This is a genomic window from Filimonas effusa, assembly GCF_004118675.1.
Classification (GTDB): domain Bacteria; phylum Bacteroidota; class Bacteroidia; order Chitinophagales; family Chitinophagaceae; genus Filimonas; species Filimonas effusa.
In genome coordinates, this window is sequence record NZ_SDHZ01000001.1 from 1132097 (window position 1) to 1155233 (window position 23137).

The 23137-nt window shown below is 47.3% G+C and carries 8 protein-coding genes; all 8 read left to right on the forward strand.

Translation table 11 applies throughout. From position 1 onward, the window contains the following. The first annotated feature begins 177 nt into the window (after positions 1-177). The 8 genes from ESB13_RS04170 (at position 178) to ESB13_RS04205 (ending at position 23135) form a co-directional block, all read left to right on the forward strand. Positions 178-4392 (forward strand): glycosyl hydrolase, encoded by a 4215-nt coding sequence (locus ESB13_RS04170; RefSeq protein ID WP_129001764.1) that lies wholly within the window; start codon positions 178-180, stop codon positions 4390-4392. Positions 4393-4750: 358 nt separating this feature from the next. After that, positions 4751-8989: a two-component regulator propeller domain-containing protein gene (locus ESB13_RS04175; RefSeq protein ID WP_129001765.1), complete on the forward strand. Its 4239-nt coding sequence runs from the start codon at positions 4751-4753 to the stop codon at positions 8987-8989. A gap of 607 nt (positions 8990-9596) precedes the next feature. Then, positions 9597-12896 carry a SusC/RagA family TonB-linked outer membrane protein gene (locus tag ESB13_RS04180; protein WP_246022436.1) on the forward strand — a complete coding sequence of 1100 codons (3300 nt, stop codon included), beginning with the start codon at positions 9597-9599 and terminating at the stop codon, positions 12894-12896. An 11-nt stretch (positions 12897-12907) separates the two neighbouring features. After that, positions 12908-14917 carry a RagB/SusD family nutrient uptake outer membrane protein gene (locus tag ESB13_RS04185; protein ID WP_129001766.1) on the forward strand — a complete coding sequence of 670 codons (2010 nt, stop codon included), beginning with the start codon at positions 12908-12910 and terminating at the stop codon, positions 14915-14917. 433 nt (positions 14918-15350) lie between these two features. Continuing rightward, a complete protein-coding gene (locus tag ESB13_RS04190) occupies positions 15351-16601 on the forward strand; it encodes a DUF2264 domain-containing protein (protein WP_129001767.1) in 1251 nt (416 codons plus the stop codon). Between the two features lie 70 nt (positions 16602-16671). Further along, positions 16672-17751, forward strand: a complete 1080-nt coding sequence (locus ESB13_RS04195; RefSeq protein WP_129001768.1) for a COX15/CtaA family protein — start codon at positions 16672-16674, stop codon at positions 17749-17751. Positions 17752-18030: 279 nt separating this feature from the next. Further along, positions 18031-20883, forward strand: a complete 2853-nt coding sequence (locus ESB13_RS04200) for a TIM-barrel domain-containing protein (RefSeq protein WP_129001769.1) — start codon at positions 18031-18033, stop codon at positions 20881-20883. A 56-nt stretch (positions 20884-20939) separates the two neighbouring features. Further along, entirely contained in the window at positions 20940-23135 is a 2196-nt protein-coding gene (locus tag ESB13_RS04205) for a beta-glucosidase family protein (RefSeq protein WP_129001770.1), read from the forward strand. Positions 23136-23137 lie beyond the last annotated feature (2 nt).

Below are 23137 nucleotides of genomic sequence, written 5' to 3' on the forward strand. Positions count from 1 at the left end.
AGGGGCCAATTGTATTTTGAGCTAAATATAATTGGCTCCTGCCTTCCCAACGAACGTTTTAGCCTGTGATAACGATTGCGCAATTCCAATTATCCTGCGTACCTCAGGTACGTTACATGGTTGTTAGCCGAACAGCAAAAGCTGTCCTGCTTATTCTTGTCGATTAATAATAAGCATATGAAAAAAAAACTACTCCTCACTTCCTTGCTAAGCCTGTACTGTTTATCAAAATTGTTGGCCCAGATGCCCAATCTGCCCACAAAAGCAACCCTTGGCAATACCTTGCTCTCCTCGAAAACAATCACCAGCGCTACCCAGGTAGATACGGTCATGTATCCCCGGACACTCACTGATTACACCATCGAAGTAAAAGCAAAAATTACCTCCGTAACCGGCAGAGGCCTCGATATTGAAGGACGGAATAACGCATTCCAGGGCTTCCGGGTATCCCTTGCCGATACTGCCTTCCGTTGGAGCACTCCCTTAAATGCACTGCAGTCGCTTTCAACTCCCGCTGCCGGACAAGACCAGGTGATCCGCATAGCAGTAAAGAACGATTCCGCCTATATCTTTCACAACGGCGCATACATAAAGGTCAATCCCCTGACGGCGATAAACGATATCGTTAACGGTGTTGAAACAAGCGCAGGCATCACGAAAGATAGTATAAACCTGATCGCCGGCTGGGCAGGAACCGCCACCAATAATGCCGGGAAACCAGGCGATTACGGATGGGGATACACCGGCACTACCGTAACAAACCTGTTTAATACGGCAAACGGCACCAGTGGCGTAAGATATACCGATGTAAACGCCACCGTTAACACCCACACCCTGGATGGCAATACCTATAATGGCCGCCTGCTCTTTTTACGCTGGGATGGAAATACAACTTCCGGCACCGTGTACAACTATCCGGTTGTGCTGGAAGCCAATACGACCTACGATTTTTCACTTTTACACGCCTATTTTTCAAATGCCACAGGCGCAAGAACAATTACTGCTGGCATTGGAAAAACAACCGGCATCGCCGGCCGCATCGCCTCACACCAGTTTGTCACCAGCGGAACCAAAACCTTAAAAAGAGAAGAATTCGTGTTCACCTCGCAGGAGGCCGGCACTTATTATATTACCATCAATGGCGATTGGGGACTGTTTACGGTGGGAGAACTGTCGCTTAATAAAATTATAGGAGGCGCCCGCCTGGTCATTGGTAAAAACTACCCCAATGGCGCAGTAAATATGCAGATCACCTCCATCACCTGCGACGATGGTGCTTACGCGCCAACAACGCTCTTGACCGGCGCATTACAAAATGTAACTATTTCAGGGAAGGTGGTAAGTCGTATTCCCGCAACGAATACAAATTTTATAGTGCCCGGGAAAACCGATTTTCATCTCACAGGCGATTATGCGCCATTTATAAATGGCACTGTAGCACTCAACTCCCCGGACGCATGGCTGTTTTTCGATAATGTGAAGCCCGCTGTTGTATTGTCGAAATGGATGGGTAATATAAGTATTAACGGCGCCCCGGCTGCTAACAACGCCAACGTGCGCGTTGCCATTTATAAGAACGGCGCCGTGGTTATACCTGAAGGAAACCTGGTATCCGCCCGCGCAATGGAAATTTTCACCCAGCCCAACCTGGCAGGAACTACAAAACAACTCGAAATTCAAACCTACCATAACAACCTGGCCGCTTTCGATAATAAGATCCGCTCTTTTATCCTGCGACGCGGTTATATGGCTACCGTTGCCAACAATAGCGACGGCTCCGGGTATAGCCGGGTTTTTATAGCCAATGATAGCGACCTGGTCGTCAATAATATGCCTTCGGGCCTCGACACCTCCATATCTTTCATCCGCATTTTTAAATGGGATTGGGAAAGTAAAAAAGGCTGGGCCGGAGGAGGCACACCGGTAGACCAGGTGAATGCAACCTGGTTTTACGACTGGAATATCGGCGGTACACCAACTGCCGATCACAACTATGTTATGATCCGGCAAAATGGCGGCTGGCCTTCCTGGGAAGATATCCGCGCAAAACAAGGCGTGAACTCCCTGTCGGGTTTCAACGAACCCGATCAGGCCGAACAGGCTAATATGACAGTGGACCAGTGTATCGCGCAATGGCCGGATATGATGAAGTCCGGGCAACGTATCGGATCGCCTTCACCTGCCAATCCAACAAGTAGCTGGTTGTCTTCTTTTATCGGCAAATGCGACGAACTGAATTACAGGGTCGACTATGTCACGATCCACTGCTATTGGAATAGCCTTACACCGCAAGGCTGGTACAACAGGCTGAAAAGCATTTACGACGTTGTGAAAAGACCGCTTTGGATAACCGAATGGAACAATGGCGCCAACTGGACAGGTGAATCCTGGCCTTCCGATGAAAACGCCGCTTTCCAAAAACAACTGACCGACCTCAAAGGCATCTTACAGGTGCTGGATACTACATCCTTTGTGGAAAGATATGCGATCTACAACTGGGTGGAAAACAAGCGGGCAATGGTTCTTGCAGATACGCTTACGCCCGCAGGGAAATATTATGCCGCCAACAGGTCAGATCTGGCGTTTAAAACTGCTCAGGAGTTCACTCACCAGTGGCACCTTGTGGCGCCGCGTATAGATACTTCCATTAATGCGGATGACTTCTTCAAAGTAACGCTCTCATTTAAAGACCTCAACGGCGAACTGGGTTCTAAATATATACTCGAACGTTTGATCGATGGTCGCGATACCGGCTATACTGCTGTAAGCACCTATACAGGGTATGCCGTTTCAGGCACTTTAACTTTTACAGATAGTGTTTACGCAAAAGCAAGCTATCGGGTGAAAGCTTACAATAAAGCAGGCACCCAGTTTGTTTCTTCCGCGGTAATGATCGTTAGCAGAGACCTCACGCCGGTAGCCCCTGTTAGCCTTACAGGAACGGTATTATCTTCTACCCGCATCAGCTTGTCCTGGAACGCAGGCGCCTATGCCCGTGCCTACAACCTGAAACGGTCGCTTAATGCAAACGGACCTTTTACCACGGTACTGCCACGTACAAGAAGTTTCTCATTTACCGATACGGCACTTGCTGCCGGTACAACCTACTACTACATTGTCACCTCTCTTAATTCAGCAGGAGAGAGCGCTAACTCCACGGTATTGCAGATAACAACCAATGACCTGGTAGCGCCCGCCGCAGTAATGAATCCAAGGGCCGCATCGGGAGATGCAAAAGCCATTCTTACATGGGACTTCATCTACGACGCAAAATATGAGATAGCACGTTCCACCACGCTTAACGGAACATATGCTGTTATTGCTACAGATGTAGATGCCCTGCGCTTCGAAGATCTCAACAGAACCAACGGAACTGCGTACTATTACAAAATCGCCGCATATAATGCAGCAGGCCGCAGCACGCAAACTACATCGCTGGTGGCTACGCCGGTACTTGGCCAGCACCTTCATATCGGATTTAATGAAGCAACCGGCACCGTGGCTGCCGACGACTGGGGCGGGTATCACGCAACCCTGTTCAATAATGCAACCTGGACAAATGGAAAAGAGAATACGCCCGGCGCAGTATCGCTGGTAAAAGCATCCTCCTCCTATATGCAGCTGGCTTCCGGTGTGGTAAGCACCATAAACAACTTTACAATTGCTGCCTGGATTAAACTGCCGGCAAATCAGGGTAACAATACGCGGCTGTTCGACTTCGGTAACGGTACCTCTACCTTTATGGTCTTCGTTCCAAGAACCGGAACCAGTGTCAGGTATAAGATCACATGCGCCACCGGCACCTACGATCGTTATATCCCCTTCGAAATTCCGCTGGATACATGGGTACACGTCGCCATCAGCCAACAGGGAAATATCTTTAAGTTCTATGCAAATGGTGAATTGAAATATTCCGATAGCGCCGCCACAGTTAAGCCCGCCGATATGGGCATAACAACGCAAAACTTCCTCGGAAGATCCCAGTTTAGCGCCGACGCCTATAGCGATCATACTTACGATGACTTTAGGATCTATAACTATGCGTTGAGCGATCAAAACATAAACGACCTCGTAAACAACAACACATTGCTTGTTTCCGCCAGGTCTGTCATGAATCTTGACGATACCGTAAAACAAAAAACAAATGACAACAACGCATCAATTCAGCTTTATCCTAATCCTGCCCGCACTTATGTAAAAGTTGCTGGGCTGGATAGCCGGGTGGTCAATCATTATTCATTGTTCTCGGTATCCGGCAACAGAATTGCTGCAGGTATAGTGAAAGGAGGTACAATTCAATTGCCTGCCAACCTGCCTGTAGGAAACTACATTGTTCAGATCACAGACAGAACAAGGATCCTGGCCACAAGGCAAATTATTATTATACATTAAAAGGTCTTATCATAACCAGGCTTCGGAAGATCCGGAGCCTGGTTTTAACTAACTGATATGTTCAATAATCAATATGCAACAAACAGGCATCATCTTCTTAGGTGATATATAAATATAGACTAATACAAAATTGTATAAAGCGATCTGTCATGCCATTTTAAAGCCGGTAGGGCAAAACGCTGTACGTAATGAATAATAGACCTTGTAGCTGGAATGGTATTGATTTAAACTGCTGATCTGATATAGTAGTATTTTAACCCAAATAATTTAGGATTTGACACTTTTTGCTATATTTACTTACTTCAGGAAATCGATTGGCTTAATAATACTTGCCGGTACTGTAATTTTTTTGTGTCATATGAGAAGACTGTTATTGTGTGTGTACTGCTTAATGGCTGTAAGTTTCCTTTATTCCAGGGAACCTGGTGCAACAGAAAATCCGGTTATCTACAGGTTGGGCATCGACAGGGGATTGTCTAATAATTCTGTCAGATGTATCTATCAGGATCATAATGGCTTTATGTGGTTTGGAACATATGACGGATTGAATAGATACGATGGCTCCTCCTTTAAAATCTTCAGGAACAAACTGAATGACTCTACTTCTCTTCCGCATAACTATATCTACTCGATAGGAGAGGACGCCAATAACAACCTATGGGTAGGAACAGGGCAGGGACTTTGCTTTTTCAGCAACCTTACCGATAAATTCTCTCCCGCCTATTATCTGGAACGAAGTACCGGTAAAAGAAGGAAAATAACTTTTAACGTCAGCAATGTTGTTGCCGACTTAAACAATAACCTCGTCATAAGTACAGCAGGAGAAGGTTTGCTGCTCCAGGAAGCCCGGCAGAATGCAGCAGTAAAAATTCCGATAAATAAACAGGGAAAGCTTCAATACCAGTACACTTCTATACTTACAAAAGATCACAAGGGAAACATATGGGTCTTTGTTCCGGATTTTGGATTATGCCTGTTCTCGCCGGCTACCAAGAAAATGCAGCTCCTGATGACCAATATCAGTGGCGTTCATGCCATCAGGGCCGATACCATCGGTAACCTGTGGATAGCAACAGCTTCAGGTTTGTATCAGTATAACATCGCCGGCCGGTCTGTTTCTTACCAATATACATCAGCTAAAAATGAACTGACTTCCGACAATATCATGACGCTTGCCATCGATAGCGAAAATAATATCTGGGCAGGCACAGAGATCAGTGGTATCAATATCGTTAACCCCGCCACAAGAACTGTGAAGCATCTTTTACCCGGCGAGGGACGCGATGAACTAAGCAGCGAGTCCATCATGTCTATCTACGAAGATCGTGAACGCAGGCAATGGATTGGCACAGCCAAAGGCGGTATCAATATTATTGATCGCCAGAAAAAACTCTTCCAGCCTGTCACACATGATCCCAATAACAGGAATAGTCTTATCAATAACTTTGCATCCAGCTTTTGTGAAGATGGAAAAGATAAACTCTGGATTGGAACCGATGGGGGCGGCGTCAGTATCTGGAACAGGCAAACCAATAAGTATAGCAATTATAAACACGAACCAGTAAACAGCGCTTCGCTTAGTCATAATGCCGTAACCTCTATAAAAAAAGACTACCTGGGTAATATATGGATCAGTACTTACGGCGGAGGCATCAATAAATACAATCCCGCATCAAACTCATTTAGCCATTATGTTTGCTCAAACCCCGTGACCGGCAGGGAAAACGTGAATGTATGGGCCCTTTATGAAGACCGTGATAAAAACTTTTGGGCAACTACTTTTTCCTCGGGTAAATTGTATTTACTGAACAGGAGCCTGGATAAGTTCGAAGTCTTTGATCAGGGACTTTACGACCTTATCTCCATATACGAAGATAGCGGTGGCGCGCTTTGGGTAGGTAATTCCCATGAGCTCATCAGGATCAATAAAAAAGACAGGTCCTTCGTTGAGTTTGAAATAGGTAAACCGGTAAGGGATATTTTCGAAGACAGCAAAGGACGCTTCTGGCTGGGCACAGAAGGGGGAGGGTTGCTGCTGTTCGATCGCAGATCGGGCACCATTAAAAAACGTTTTTCTGATGCAGACGGACTATGCAATAATTCTGTCCTTAAGATCCTGGAAGATAGAGCCGGCAACCTATGGCTCAGCACATTTAACGGTTTGGCCCGGTTCGATTTCAACAAAAATAGTTTCAAGAACTTTTACCAGAGCGATGGCCTTCAAAGCAACCAGTTCCTATACAGTTCGGCATTAAAACTCCGCTCAGGCGAGTTGGTTTTTGGTGGCGTAAAAGGAATGAACCTTTTTGATCCTGATAGCTTAAGTGGCCGCTCCTTCATGCCGCCGGTATTATTAACCGGCATTTTAATCAATAACAATCCGCTCACGCTCGACCGGCATCTGTCTGTAGAGACGTCTAACCAGCTTTTTACCAAAGTAACGGTACCCTATAACGAAGCGGTGTTTTCATTTGAATTTGCCGCCCTGGAGTATTCTTCCCCAAGTAAGATCAACTATGCTTACATGCTCGAAGGCTGGGATAAATCATGGAACTACACAAACGCCGTGCGCACCGCCAACTACACGAACCTGCCGGAAGGCTCTTATACTTTGCGCATAAAATCAACCAATGTCGAAGGCACCTGGAACAACAAAGAAGCACAGCTGAAGATAGTGGTATTACCCCCATGGTACCGCTCCTGGTGGGCGTATTCAATATACTTATTAATGACAGTAGCCGCAGTATACGCCTATCAGCAGTATAAGAACAAGCGCACCAGGCTCGAGTATGAAGTAAGAATAGCAAAGCTCAATGCAGATAATGAACGTGCCGAGAAACAAAAAAGCCAGGCCGAACTGCAAACCGCTAAAGCCGAGCAGGACCGCCAGGCGGCTGCATTGGCACTGTCTAAAGCCGAACAGGAGAGGAGCACGGCAGAACTGGAAAAGCAAAAGGTGATCTATGAAGCCGAAAAGGAAATAAATGAGAAAAGACTATCCTTCTTTACAAGCATCTCCCATGAATTTAAAACGCCGCTGACATTAATTATAAACCCGGTTAAAGAACTCCTCGACCAGTTTAAACAAAACAAGGAGGCATCCAATCCGGTTGAAGCAGAACTGAATATAGTCTATCGCAATGCCCGCCGGATGTTGAACCTGATTAACCAGTTGCTGCTTTTCCGTAAAGCCGAAGCTGATTTCAACTTACCTAATCGTACTAACGTCGGCATCTTCCACCTGGTACAGGACGTTTACCTTTATTTCTCCCAGCAGGCAAAATCTAAAGCCATTGATTATGAATTCGACTGCCCGGATAAGAATATTGTATGCTCCGTTGACCGGGATAAACTGGAAGTGATATTGTATAACCTGCTTTCCAACGCGTTTAAATACACACCCGATCACGGCCGCATTTTGTTAAGCGTACGTTTCAGCGCAGGTCAGTTGAATATAAAGGTCAGCGACAACGGTACAGGTATCGATCCTTCGATCGGGGATAAACTGTTTGAACGGTTTTACCAGGCCGCGAATGCTAAAACCGGCTTCGGCATTGGTCTCTATGTGGTGAAACAGTTCGCCAATGCACATGACGGCGATATCACGTATGAAAGTGAGCCGGGTAAAGGCACCAGCTTCTTTGTTACAATTGCCGCCCCCGAAGTAGAACAAAAGGAATACCTCCCACAGGATAATCCAGCTGAGCTAAGTTTACTCGCAGTTCCCGAAAACGAGGAACAGGTGCGCCAGGAAGCCGCCGTAGAAGAAATTAGCACAAGTCCCATGGTCTCCGGGCAAAAGATCATTCTTTTAATAGATGATAACGAAGAGATCAGGAAATACCTCCGCCATATTTTCGAAACAATGTTTAAGGTTTATGAAGCCGGAAGTGGAGAAGAAGGTTTAAAACTTGCACACCTGCATCAGCCGGACATCATTATTAGCGACGTGGTAATGCAGGGTATCAACGGAATTGATCTTTGTAAAACAATTAAAGACGATAGCGGTCTCGGCCATATTCCCGTTATTCTATTAACAGGCAACGAATCTGCCGAAAGCAGGCTTAAAGGTGTAGAAGGCGGCGCAGATGATTACATTACCAAACCTTTTGAAAAAGACCTGCTCGTGGCAAGGGTGCAAAACCTTTTAAACAGGCGCACAAGCCTTCAGAAATACTTCTACAACGAGGTCACGCTCCAGCAGAATACACTACGCATTTCACAGGAATACAAGGAATTTATCGACCGCTGTATCGAAATCGTGGAAGATCATATTGAAGATGACCAGTTTTCGATTAAAACACTCGCTTACGAACTAAGAATGAGTTACTCGAAAATGAATAAAAAGATCAAAGCCATCTCCGGCCAGCCTGCTAACGCCTTTATCCGGTTCATCCGGTTGCGTAAAGCGGCAGAGCTTTTTATTAATGCGAATCATAATGTAAGCGAAACCGCCTTTATGGTAGGCATGAAGGATGTCAGGTATTTCAGAGAGCAGTTTTTTAAGCTCTTTGGCATGAATCCATCCGAGTATATCGAAAAATACAGGAAGAGTTTCGGTAACAATTATAGTCTCAACGAAAAGCTGATTAAATAAGCGCGAAAGCCAGTAAGCTTTCCCCCGGCTCATTTCCGGGAATGGGTTTACCTGTAAACACATATGTCTACGAATTAGCCCCCTTATTTATTTCCCCTGTTACATAGCCTAAGATCCTATCGGGTAAACGCGTGAACCTAAAACAGTATATAAAAAGCCGCCGCCGGGCTACATTTTACCCGGCTCGCGCCCCCGGCGCCTGTAGTTTTTCGTTTTGCACATAAGGAAACTGCAATATGCTGGGCCGCCGGGAAGCCGGCCACTGCCACTTCTTTATTCCAACGCTTCCAAACACGCAGACAAAACTTAACCGGATTTTTTATACGAGAGAAATGCAAGTTTACCCCCTTTTTAGCAAATCTACCCCCCCTGTCTTTGGCCCCCTCCAGGCCTATTTTGCACTGGACTTTGAGAGCGAAACCTGTTGCAGGCTTGCCTCAAAGCATTTTTTAGCCAAAGTAATTGCCATATGTTTTGTACCAGAAGTTATGCTTGTTTACCTCGTTTACCCGCGTCTTTAACCCTCGCTGATATTAAAACATCAGCTCAGTCATTTAAGCGCCTGTTCACCACGCGCATTCATGCTTAAGCCATAAAAAATTCAATTATGTTAAACAGTTTTACAATCAAACCGAAAGACGCCATGCTGCTCAAAGCCAGTGGACTCATTTTGTTTTGTTTCATCCTGGCCCTTCCCCGGGTTCTTTCACAAACGTCTAGACCTGCAAGCCCGCAAACCGAAACGGTTAAAGGCAAGGTGATCGACTCTGCCGGCAGCGGCCTTGCCGACGTAACAGTACAGGTAAAAGGAACCAATACCACCACAAAAACTTCTCCTTCAGGCGACTTTTCTATCAGGGCAGCCAGTGGCGCTGTACTGCTCATCACCCACGTAAGTTATAATAGCCAGGAAGTGAAAGTTACCGGCAGGGAGCTTATTACAGTAAGCCTCACACCAGCCGCAACCGCTTTATCCGAAGTGGTCGTTATCGGTTACGGTACCATGAAAAAGAAAGACCTCACCGGCTCTGTTGTTCAGGTACGTCCCGATCGTCTGGCAAATGAAAACCCCAATACCGTACAGGATGTTCTCCGCGGTACACCCGGCTTACAGGTAGGATACGATCCGTCGGCCAAAGGCGGCGGCAGCATGCAGATCCGTGGTCAAAGATCCGTTTACACCGAAGGCGGACACAACGACCCCCTCATTATCCTCGACGGTATGATCTTCTATGGTGAATTATCTGAATTGAACCCGGACGACATCGGCCAGATCGACGTATTGAAAGATGCCTCTGCAGCAGCTGTGTACGGCTCAAGGGCGGCAAGCGGCGTTATCATCGTTACCACTAAAAAAGGTAAGATCGGTAAGCCCGTGGTAAATGTGAGCGCAAACTATGGCGCTACCACAAAAAGCAACTACCGCGAAGTCTTTGGCCCCGACGCCTATATGAAATATCGCGAAGACTGGTACAAAAAAGACTCCTACGGCCTCAACGCCACTACAGGTAAATACGAAGCTTACCAGGCTTCCGCAACAGCAGGTAAATACGGTTATTACGATAACCCGGCTAACCTGTCTAAATATGGCATTTCATTGGAACAATGGCGCGCATATACAACCAATACTGCAGGTGAATCCGACGCCAGCATCTATGCCCGCCGCCTCGGCCTCGAAGGTGGTGTGCTGAAAGATTACCTGGCAGGTAATACTTTCGACTGGTACAAACATACTTTTCGTACAGGCATCAACCAGGATTACAATACCAGCATATCAGGCGCCAGCGACAGAATGAACTATTATATGTCAGTTGGTTACCTGCGCAACCAGGGTGCTGTGGACTATAACGATTACAAGGCAGTTCGCTCTAATATAAAACTCAGCGGTAAAGTAAATGACTGGCTCGAAATAGGTACCAACATTAACTTCCAGAACCGTAGCGATGGCGATCTTTCTCCAGGACTCGGCCTCAACTATTGGGACGCCAACCAGATCCGTAACGCGCCTTATAGTCACTATCGCAACGACGATGGCACCCTGGCGCAATACCCAATGGGCGATGCCAATATCAGGAGAGGGGTGAACCACGATTTCGATAAACAATACCTGGAACTGGAAAAAGGTTACACCGTACTGAATACCATCTTCACCACAAAAGTGAAGCTGCCTTTCAACATTACTTATTCTTTTAACGTTGCTCCACGTTACCAATGGTTCTTCAACCGCTACTTCATGTCTGCAGCCCTTCCTGAATCTCTTCCCGTAAACAGGGGCGTTGATCGCGAAACTGCCAAGAACTTCGACTGGTCGCTCAACAATACCATCTCTTGGGAACAAACCTTTGCCAAAAAGCATCGCTTTAATGTAACATTGGTACAGGAAGCAGAAGAACGCAGATCCTGGAGAGAAGTGATTAATGCCCGCAATATTCTTCCTTCCGATGCATTGGGCTTCCACAACATCTCTAATGCGACAAAGGAGAACAGCTCTTTCTCAAGCACCGATATGCACCAGACTGCCGACGCGTTACTGGCTCGTCTGTTCTACTCTTATGATAGCCGCTATATGCTTACTGCATCTGTACGCCGCGACGGCTACTCTGCCTTTGGACAAAACAACCCATATGCAACCTTCCCTTCTCTGGCGTTTGCATGGGGATTCACCAACGAAAAATTCTTCAAATGGCAGGATGTAATGAGCACAGGTAAACTCCGTGTATCATGGGGTGAAAATGGGAACCGCTCCCTGGCCGATCCCTATATCTCACTGGCCAACCTTGGCTCTGGTCAGGGCGCTACAATGGGCTATATCGTAGGCACCGGAATGGATGAAGTAAAATATCTCCTCGTAGATCGTCTGGCTAACCCCAACCTCCAATGGGAAAAAACAGCATCTATGAACATTGGCCTCGACTTCGGCTTCCTCAACGATCGTATCACCGGTTCTATTGAATACTATTCAATGAAAACACACGATATGATCATGGCACAACGTCTTCCTGGTTTTACTGGTTTCGGCAGCATCACAACCAACCTGGGTGAAGTACGCAACAAAGGCGTTGAGTTCTTCATCAGCTCAGCAAATATTCAAAACGATAAGTTTAAATGGAATACCACCTTTAGCCTTTCGTATAACCAGAACAAGATCACACACCTTTACTACCAAAGCGAAAATATTCTCGACGCAGCAGGTAATGTTATTGGTGTGAAGGAAATGGATGACAAATCCAACGGATGGTTCATTGGCAAACCCATCAGCGCTATCTGGGATTATCGCGCAACAGGTATCTGGCAGGCGAATGAAGTGGACGAAGCAAAACGCTATAACCAAAGACCAGGCGATCCTAAAGTGGCTAATAACTATACCGCCGACGATAAGAAAAATGCAGACGGTAGCATTACACCCGTATATAACGACAAAGACAGGGAATTCCTGGGTCAAACAGCACCGCCACTCAACTGGCAGTTACGTAACGACTTCACGCTCTTTAAAAACTGGAACCTCTCTTTCAACATCTATTCATACATGGGGCATAAAAGCCTGGCAGGTGAATACCTGAACAAGGACAATGGCGGTTCTTTGATCACCTATAACTACAATACGTTTGCTAAGGAATACTGGACGCCCGAAAATCCTACCGGTAAGTATGCACGTCTCGATGCCAACGCTCCCGCAGGCGCCGGCGCTAACAAACTTTACAACCGTTCTTTCATCCGCTTGGAAAGCATCGCTTTCGGTTACTCCTTCCCTAAAAGATGGATCTCTAAGTATGATATCTCTAATGTGAAACTTTTTGGCTCTGTCCGCAATGTCGCAGTTTGGCAAAAAGACTGGGAATATGGTGATCCTGAAACCGGTGGCCTCGCAACTCGTATCTATTCCTTTGGCTTGAATGTAACTTTTTAAAAACTACGGAGATGAATTCATTAATATATAATAATAGGAAAACGCTGTCGGCACTGGCGCTGGCAGCTGTTTTGGGAAGTTCTGTTTTAATGGGAGGTTGTAAAAGAAGTTTCCTGGAACCCGATCCGCTTTCATTCTACGAACCCGAAACAACCTTTAATACCGAATCAGGACTGAAAGCTGCACTGGCTATCAGCGACCGCCATATCCGTTCCTATTGGACAAATACCTCGGCCAACACCAACTCTGTTGTTATTGGTACTGAATACATGTTTTCCGATCTGGCCGTCTATGGCAAAACTGACGTGGATGGTAACTCTGTCAACTTCAACTTTGCAGACGGGTTGAAACCTACCGGTGGCGCAGCTGGCCCGGGTGGTAACGATGGTAACTATATCAATCATTACTGGGACGAAACATATAGCGGTATCAAGTACGCCAACACCGTGCTCAGTTATGTTGATAAAGTAGCCGGCTTAAGCGAAGCCACAAAAAATACGTATAAAGGCCGCGCCTATTTCCACCGCGCCTATCGCTACATGGCGCTGGTATTCCAATACGGCGACGTACCATTGGTTACCAAGATCCTGGAGGTCCCAAAACAAAACTACCATAGCACTAAAAAAGCGGCTATCCTGGATATGATCACGCAGGATATGGAATTCGCCGTTCAATGGGTGCCTGAGCAAAAGGATATGACTTACATAGGCACAGTGAATAAAGGTGCCTGCCGTATGCTGCTTGCCAAATGCTACCTGGCTACAGGCCAATGGCAAAAAGCAAAAGACCAGCTCGACATCCTGATCAATCAATCTGGCTACGCATTAATGCAAAACACTTTCGGCACCTTTAACGCCGGGGGAGAATCCAGGACATGGAATATCACCCGTAACGTGATCTGGGATCTGCATCGCTGCGAAAACAAACTCATTGCAGCCAATACAGAAGTGATCATGGGTATGCCCAACCGTGGCGCACAGTCGAACATAGCTTTTGCAACCATGCGTATCTTCGGCCCGCTTTACAACTCATCCAGCGTGAAAGCACCAGATGGTGTTAACGCACTCGACCTTTACGCACGCAATAGCAGCAACTACCGCTCCGACCTCGATTATGGCAGGGCCCTCGGAAGGGGTATCGGCACTTTCCGTCCCACGCCGTTTGCACAAAAAGCCCTCTGGTTCGTGAACGGAGTAGAAGACAACGACGACCTGCGCCATAATACTTCAGTAGGCAACTGGGCGAAAATGACCGCGCTGAAATATGGTACTTCCAATACTACTTACCGCGGGCAAAACCTCAGGTTGTATCATCCCACTACCAATGCGCTCCTGTGCGTTGATACCATCCGCTGCTGGTTCGATTGGCCACACTACAAGATCTTCATTACTGATGCCGAAGCCGAAGCCAACCAGGCCGCCAATGCCTACACCGGCGCCACCAAAGGCAGCAACGGCGACTGGTACCTCTATCGTCTTGCCGAAGCTTACCTGCTTCGCGCCGAAGCCAAGTTCTACCTCGGCGACGCTACCGCTAAAGATGATGTAAACGAAATCAGGAAAAGAGCTAAATGTACACAGCTCTACACAACCAATGTAACCATCGGCGATATCATGAACGAGCGCGCCCGTGAACTTTATCTCGAAGAATGGCGTCATATGGAGCTCAGCCGTGTTTCTTATTGTCTTGCACTCAGCGGCAAGTCCGATGAATGGGGAAACACTTACGACGTCAACACCTACGATAAAGCCTCAGGAACCGATCAGGCCGGCGGTAGCTACTGGTACAAACGTGTACTCGCAGGTGGCCTGTACAATAAAGGCGGCGTAAACTCCAACAACCGTCTTTTAAACTATAAAATGGATAAGTGTAATCTTTACTGGCCTATCCCCAACGCAGCGATCACCGCCAATAACCAGGGAGAACTAAGCCAGAACTTCGGTTACGACGGATACAATCCCAGCGTTAAAAAATGGGATACCTGGCAGGAAGCCGTTGCCGATGAAGATAAGGTTAAATAAATTAGGATACTAAACAATTGCCTGGTTTCCATAGCAATATGAGTTTTAAACCAACTTATTATTTAAAAGGGGCTGGCCTAAAAGAACGGTCAGCCCCTTTTGCGCTTAGCTATAGCTGGCTGGAATATAGATCAGTCTTTTGAACAGGCATTAACAGCCAAAAGCTGAAATATACAATAAAGCCGCTCTAAAGCCGTACTAAAGCCGTCTATAAGCCGCTCGAAAAATCAGTCGTTAAATCTCAGGCAGGCTTACAAAACGTTATATCTTTTCTTTAAACTTATGCCCCGAAACTGGATCTCTTAGCTCAGGGTATAAGGCGCGCTTGAGGTAAGAAATATCAGGAACGAACAAATGGGCAAATAGCAACATGAATGATCACTTGCCAGTTGATCATTCGCAATCGATAAACAGGGATATAAAATGTAGATCCATGAAAAAAATCATAACGCTCTTTACAATCTGCTGCTGCTTAGGCCACGCTTCCATAGCACAAAAAGCAAACAACGCCAGATTAGTAAAGAGCCCAACAGGTATAGATGACCGTAAGTTCTGGTTAGCCGAAATGGATAAAATGGTGCGGCCCGTCATGCGCAGCCTTGCCCACGATAGCCTGAGGATAAATATGCCTGCCGTAGTATCCATAAAAAGCGACAACCCCGCATCACGCCGCGAAGTGGCTTATCTCGAGATCCTGGGCCGGACTTTAAGTGGCATAGCCCCCTGGTTACAGCTCGAGGGCGGCAGCAAAGCCGAAATGGCATTACGCACCCAATATCGCCAATGGGCCATACAAGGGCTACAGCACGCCCTCGACTCAACGTCAAAAGACTTCATGCGTTTCGACCTCGCAGGCCAGCAGCTGGTAGATGCATCTTTCCTGACCCTCGCCTTTATAAGAGCCCCCTGGCTTTGGGATAACCTCGATGCCACCAGCCGTCAGAGACTGGTGGCCGCTGTAAAACTCACCCGCCGCGTAAAGCCCCCCATGACCAACTGGCTCTTATTCTGTGCCATGAATGAAGCTTTCTTTGCCCGCTTCGATCTCGAATGGGATCCCAAACCCGTCGACTTCGCTATGACACGCCTCGAATCCTGGTACCGCGGCGATGGCATGTACTCCGATGGCGAACGTTTTGCATTCGATTACTACAACAGCTATGTTATCCACCCATACCTGGCCGCAATAACCGAAGTATTCGAAAATAAAAAAGATACCACCTGGCATTACCTCAGCAAAAGGATCCACGAACGCAACCAGCGATATGCTGTGATCCAGGAACGCCTGATCAACACGGACGGCACCTTCCCGCCAACAGGAAGATCTATCATCTATCGCGGAGCTGCCTTCCATCACCTGGCCGATATCGCCTGGCGCAAAAAATTACCGGAATCCTTAAGCCCCGCCAGCGTGCGTTGTGCCCTTACTGCCGTCATCCGTAAAACACTCGAAAGCCCCACAACTTATTCAAAGACCGGATGGCTTACCATCGGGCTCTATGGATCACAACCCCATATCGCCGATTGGTATAACAACTCCGGAAGCCCTTATCTCTGCTCAGCCATCTTCCTGCCACTGGGATTGCCCGGTACCGATGCCTTTTGGACAGCACCGGCAGAAAAATGGAGCGCTCAGAAAATTTGGACTGGCGAAGACTTTCCCGCAGATCATGGAATAAGATAAATAACGGCACATCCCTTCTTTTTCCAAAACCAAAGATCTGCCCACAGGAAGTCTTACTTTTACCCCCGCTATGAATACAATATCGTTGCAGCAACGTGGCGGCCGCGCCGTAGCCAACTGGATCCTCATAGGAGTTGGTATGTTACTGATCCAGGTGATCCTCGGAGGCATCACCCGCCTCACCGGTTCAGGCCTTTCTATTACAGAATGGAATGTGGTTACCGGCACCATACCGCCGCTCAACGAACAGCAATGGCTGGAAGAGTTTAATAAATACCGTCAAACGCCGCAGTATAACCTGCTGAACACAGAATTCAATCTCGATAACTTCAAATTCATCTTCTTCTGGGAATGGTTCCACAGGTTCTGGGCCAGGATGATAGGTGTGGTGTTCGTGGTAGGCTTCGTTTACCTGCTGGCAAAAAGATACCTGAAGAAGGAAATGATCGGCCCGCTCGTGACACTCTTCCTCTTTGGCGCCCTCCAGGGAGCCGTCGGCTGGATCATGGTCGCCAGCGGCCTTACAGGCGACGCCGTTTATGTAAAACCTACACGCTTGGCCCTGCACTTCATCTTTGCCCTGCTGCTCATCAGCTATGCCTATTGGTTTGCCCTGCAGTTGCGTATACCCTCAAATCAAAAGGTCAATCAGCCTGCCCTGCGCCGCTGGACAATCTGGATCACATTACTGCTGCTGATTCAATTGATCTTTGGAGCCCTTATGGCAGGCCATAAAGCAGCTCTTGCAGCCTCCACCTGGCCTGCCATCAACGGCAGCTGGCTGCCCGATGGCCTGCTTAGCCACCAGCCAGCACTGCTCAACTTTATCGACAATAAAATTACAATCCACTTTATACACCGCAACCTGGCCTACCTCATCCTTGTATTGATTATCCTGTACACCATAAAAGCATACAAGGTCTCCTTTGCCGGTAACACCTTCCGGAAAGCAAGGGTATATCCCATCCTGCTGGTGACTGTTCAGGTGCTATTGGGTATCCTCTCGTTGCTGACAGCTCCTTCCATCGTCCCCAACAAATGGGGAATGTTCGAATGGATGGCCCAACTGCACCAGGTAGTGGGAATGTTATTATTGTTAAGTATGACGGCTATGCTTTACCTGCTGCCATCCAGGTTTGCAAAGGCCTGATGAATTATCAGCCTTCCGGTACAGAAATAAACCCGGACGCTTGAATAAAGCGGGTCCGATTACTGATCTTAGCATCTTCTCCGCTGCAATACGCCGCAAGGCAAAAAGTACGGGGAACCCCATATATACAGCCCGCCCCCCGGTGATGCCTGATAATAAATAGGTTAGTTGGCTTATCCGGTAACATTTGGGCCCCTTATCTGTATCATTTCATACCGTTTTGGTTAGTAAGGGTGCCGTAGTTTTAGGGTAGTCAATTAACGATAGAATTGCTTAGATATGAAACAACGGATTCTCTTTTTACTTGCCATGCTGTTTAGTGTATATCACATTTTACTGGCAGCGCCTCCCTCGTATACCCAACTCAAAGACGGTGTGATCGTTTTTACCGACCCGGCCTATACCGGCACATCCGGTGCCGTAAAACTTGAAGTCATCTCGGAAAAGATCATCAGGGTAACAGCAGCCCCGGGTAAAGACATTACCCCCGTTACCAGCCTCATAACAGTTTATCACAAGAACCCGGGTATCAACTGGGAACTCACCCCCGTAGGAGAAGATAGCCTGAAATTGAAAACCACCGCGCTCACAGCAACAGTATCGCTTAAAACGGGTGCCGTCTCATTTTACGATCGCAACGGCGAAAAGATCGTAGCAGAAAAAGCAGCGGGCAACCGCCTCTTCAAACCGGTCATATTCGATGGTAAACAATACCATAGTATCATACAATCCTTCCAAACCACGCCCGCAGAAGCATGGTACGGCCTCGGTCAGCACCAGGATGGTATCATAAACTATAAAGGTCAGCAGGTAACTTTCTTTCAGAATAATACCGAAGTCGCCATCCCATTCCTGGTATCCAGTAAAGGTTATGGCATCCTATGGGATAATTATTCATTATCTGCCGCCGGGGATGTACGACCCGCACAGCCACTGTCTGCCCTGCAGCTTTTTGCAAAAACAGGAGAGGAGGGCTGGCTCACGGCTTCCTATTTCAACAGCAACGATAAGGAACCGGTTATGACAAGAGCGGAATCGAATATCAATATGGAATTCCTCGGAGAAGCAAAGATCCGGCTTCCGCAGGAATTTAACCCGGTCAATGGCAGGGTTACCTGGGAAGGCGATATCGTAAGCCATATTTCAGGCCTTCATAATTTCCGCTTCACTTTTGGCGGTACGCTTAAAGTGTGGCTCGATGGAAAACTGACCCTCGAACACTGGCGCAAAGCCTGGAACCCCGCACCGGCATTGCTTCCCTGTAACCTGCAGGCAGGAAAGAAACTGAACATAAAAATAGAATGGTTCCCCGAAGGAACAGAATCCTATATCGCATTCAAATGGCTGCCCCCATTGAACGAAACCGAAAAAGACGTCTTTAGCTTTTCTTCCGAAGCAGGACACCAGGCCGACTACTACTTCGTATACGGTGATAACATCGACGATGTCATCGCAGGATATCGTTCCCTTACCGGCAAAGCGCCAATTGTACCCAGGTGGGCATTGGGATTCTGGCAAAGCAGGGAACGCTATAAAACACAGGAAGAGATCCTTTCCACAGCCCATGAGTTTCGCAAAAGAAAGATTCCCATCGACAACATCGTATTGGATTGGAGCTATTGGCCGGAAAAAGAATGGGGCAGCCAAAACTTCGATGCCGCCCGTTTCCCCTCTCCCGAAACCATGATGAAAACCCTGCACGGGCAATACAATATGCAGTTGATGATCTCCGTATGGCCAAAATTCTATGAAGGTATTCCCGCTTATAACGACTTCTATAAAAAAGGATGGCTCTATAAAAGGAATATAGCCGATCGCCAGAGAGACTGGATAGCCCAGGGCTATATCTCCACTTTTTACGACGCTTTCAATGAAGATGCAAGAAAGGCCTTCTGGCAGCTGATCAATGAAAAGATCTACAGCAAAGGCATCGACGCCTGGTGGATGGACGCCAGCGAACCCGATATTCTTTCCAATGTAGATCCTTCAAAACGGAAGCTGCAAATGACCCCAACCGCACTCGGCAGCGCAGCAGCATTCCTGAACGCCTACCCGCTGCAGAATGCAAAAGGTATCTATGAAGGACAACGCTCTACCAGTCCCGGTAAAAGGGTGTTCTTGCTCACCCGCTCAGGTTTTGCCGGCTCCCAGCGATACGGAGCAGTAATATGGAGCGGCGACATCGGCTCCACCTGGCATGATATGAAAGTGCAGATCTCCGCAGGCCTTAACTTCTCTATGTCAGGCCTTCCTTACTGGACCATGGATATCGGAGGTTTTGTGGTGCCCGCGAAATTTGAAAGGCCCAATGCCGAAGGACTGGAAGAATGGAGAGAACTCATGACCCGCTGGTCACAGTTTGGTGCATTCGTTCCTTTATTCCGCTCACACGGCCAAACGCCTTTCCGCGAAATATATAACCTGGCGCCAGAAGAACATCCCGCTTATAAAAGCTTCCTTTATTACGATAAACTCAGGTATCGCCTGTTACCATACATCTATTCCCTCGCCGGGGCTTCCTATCACAACGACTACACCATCATGAGAAGCCTCGCAATGGATTTTGCCAAAGACACCGCCGTATTGAACATCGCAGATCAGTTCCTTTTAGGCCCCTCTTTACTGGTGAATCCTGTCTATGAATATAAAAAGCGCAGCCGCGAATTGTACTTGCCCGCCGCCGCAGGATGGTACGATTTAATCTCAGGAAAATGGTTCAAAGCCGGCCAGCGGATTACAGCAGATGCACCCTACGAACAAATGCCCGTATATGTAAAAGCAGGCTCCATTATTCCATTCGGCCCCGCACTTCAATACAGCGCCGAAAAACCAGCCGATACCATTATACTCAACATTTATACAGGAGCAGATGCCAGCTTTAATTTATATGAAGATGAAGGCCTGAACTACAACTATGAAAAAGGAGCTTTCTCCATAATTCCTATAGAGTACAACAATACAACCGGAACATTAACTATCGGCGATAGAAAAGGAGCATTTAATGGAATGCTGGAAAACAGAACCTTCCTTATCAATATCATTAGCCCCGATCGCCCCCAAAGCCTGAACTTCAACGGTAAGTACCACAAGAAAATATACTACAAAGGCAAACAGGTAAAACTGAAACGCTGATAAAACAGGCCGCCTGACCTAAGAGCAGCCAATTGTTGAACCCGTAATACAAAACAATGAAATATTTAGCAATAGTCTTTTTATCTGTGGCCTGCATTACAGGGTCCGCACAACAAAAGAAACCAGTTTACCTGGATGTGAACAAACCGCTGGAAGAGCGGATAGAGAATGCACTTTCTATAATGACCATACAGGAAAAAGTAGCGCTCTGCCATGCCCAATCCAAATTCAGCTCAAGAGGTGTGCCACGCCTGGGTATCCCTGAAGTATGGACCGATGACGGCCCGCACGGTATCCGCGAAGAAGTGTTCTGGGATCAATGGAGCGGAGCCAACTGGAGTAACGACTCCTGCACAGCCTTTCCCGCATTAACGAGCCTCGCAGCAACATTCAATCCCGCCCTCTCATTGGCCTATGGTAAAGCAATAGGTGAAGAAGCCCGCTACCGGAATAAAAACGTATTGCTGGGCCCCGGTGTTAATATTTACCGCATTCCTTTAAATGGAAGGAACTTCGAATACCTGGGAGAAGATCCTTTGCTGAGTTCCCGCATGGTAGTGCCTTATATCCAGGGCGTTCAGTCCATTGGTGTAGCCGCCTGCGTGAAACATTATGCATTGAACAACCAGGAAGAATGGCGCGGACATATCAACGTAAACGTAAGCGATCAGGCACTTCATGAGATCTATCTGCCTGCCTTCAAAGCCGCAGTCCGGGAAGGTAAAGTATGGTCGCTGATGGGAGCATACAATCAATACAAAGAAGAACATTGCTGCCACAACGGTATCCTGCTAAACAAGATCCTGAAAGAACAATGGAAGTTCGATGGCGTTGTCATCAGCGACTGGGGAGGTGTGCATAATACAGACCAGGCCGTGAAAAATGGCCTCGACCTCGAAATGGGCACCTATACCAACGGCCTGACAACAGAAGCAAATTTCCCGTACTCCGAATACTACCTGGCCCGTCCTTTCCTCACGGGGGTGCAGGATGGTAAATATGATATAGAACTGCTCAACGACAAAGCACGCCGCATCCTGCGTCTGATCTTCCGTACCACCATGAGTGCAGATAGACCTTATGGCAGTTTTGTAACGCCCGAACACAGTGAAGTTGCCCGTAACATCGCTCAGGAAGGTATCGTACTCCTAAAGAACAATACCAGGTTCTTCCCCGTACCGGTAGGTAAGTATAAAAAGATTGCTGTGATCGGGGAAAATGCAACGCGTAGCCTGGTAGTAGGCGGCGGATCATCTTCTCTGAAAGTAGCATATGAAATATCTCCCTTACAGGGACTGATAAATAAATATGGTAAACAACAAATAGACTATAGCCGGGGATACGCTTCAGGCCCCGCAGTATACGGCCGCGAAGAACCTTCAAAATTAAATCCGGATTCGCTGTTGGCCACTGCCATAGCGGTTGCCCGTAATGCCGATATCGTTCTCTTCATAGGCGGACTAAATAAAAATCATTTTCAGGACTGTGAAGGCGGAGACCGCCAGTCTTTTGGCTTGCCCTTTGGCCAGGATAAGCTCATTGATGCTTTGATAAAAGCAAATAAGAATACTGCTGTCATCCTGCTTAGCGGAAATGCAGTGGCAATGCCCTGGGAAGCCAGGGTCCCCGCCATCATACAGGGATGGTATCTGGGCTCCGAAGCCGGCAACGCATTGGCCGATGTTATTTCAGGCGAGGTAAACCCTTCAGGAAAATTACCCTTTTCATTCCCCAAAAGCCTGGAAGACAATGCGGCATATTCATTCGGCAAACTTTCCTATCCCGGAGACAGTATCAACCAATACTATAAAGAAGGTATCCTCGTTGGATACCGCTGGTTCGATACAAAAAAGATCACACCACAATACGCCTTTGGCTTCGGCTTGTCTTACACAACCTTTGAATTAGGTGATCTTGCTGCAAACAAGAACACATATACGAAGAGTGACAGCATCCTCGTAAAGTTCACCGTAAAGAATACCGGCAATGCAGCAGGAGCGGAGGTGGCACAATTATACGTGAGCGACCCGGTTTGTTCCGTCTTACGTCCTGCTAAAGAGCTGAAGGCTTTCGAAAAAGTATTCCTGGAACCCGGCGAAACTAAAACTGTCAGTTTGAAACTGACAGTCGCAGATCTGGCATTTTTTGATGAAAGAATAAATGACTGGAACGTAGAACCAGGCGAGTTCTCCTTGAAACTGGGCAACTCTTCAGGAAATATCTCGCAAAGCGTTACCATCAACGTAAAATAGCC

What these genes read in the sequence shown, in the direction of transcription:
- ESB13_RS04200 (WP_129001769.1), top strand. Translation starts at nt 18,031, where the DNA reads ATGAAACAACGGATTCTCTTTTTACTTGCCATGCTGTTTAGTGTATAT.
- ESB13_RS04195 (WP_129001768.1), top strand. Translation starts at nt 16,672, where the DNA reads ATGAATACAATATCGTTGCAGCAACGTGGCGGCCGCGCCGTAGCCAAC.
- ESB13_RS04170 (WP_129001764.1), top strand. Translation starts at nt 178, where the DNA reads ATGAAAAAAAAACTACTCCTCACTTCCTTGCTAAGCCTGTACTGTTTA.
- ESB13_RS04190 (WP_129001767.1), top strand. Translation starts at nt 15,351, where the DNA reads ATGAAAAAAATCATAACGCTCTTTACAATCTGCTGCTGCTTAGGCCAC.
- ESB13_RS04180 (WP_246022436.1), top strand. Translation starts at nt 9,597, where the DNA reads ATGTTAAACAGTTTTACAATCAAACCGAAAGACGCCATGCTGCTCAAA.
- ESB13_RS04175 (WP_129001765.1), top strand. Translation starts at nt 4,751, where the DNA reads ATGAGAAGACTGTTATTGTGTGTGTACTGCTTAATGGCTGTAAGTTTC.
- ESB13_RS04185 (WP_129001766.1), top strand. Translation starts at nt 12,908, where the DNA reads ATGAATTCATTAATATATAATAATAGGAAAACGCTGTCGGCACTGGCG.
- ESB13_RS04205 (WP_129001770.1), top strand. Translation starts at nt 20,940, where the DNA reads ATGAAATATTTAGCAATAGTCTTTTTATCTGTGGCCTGCATTACAGGG.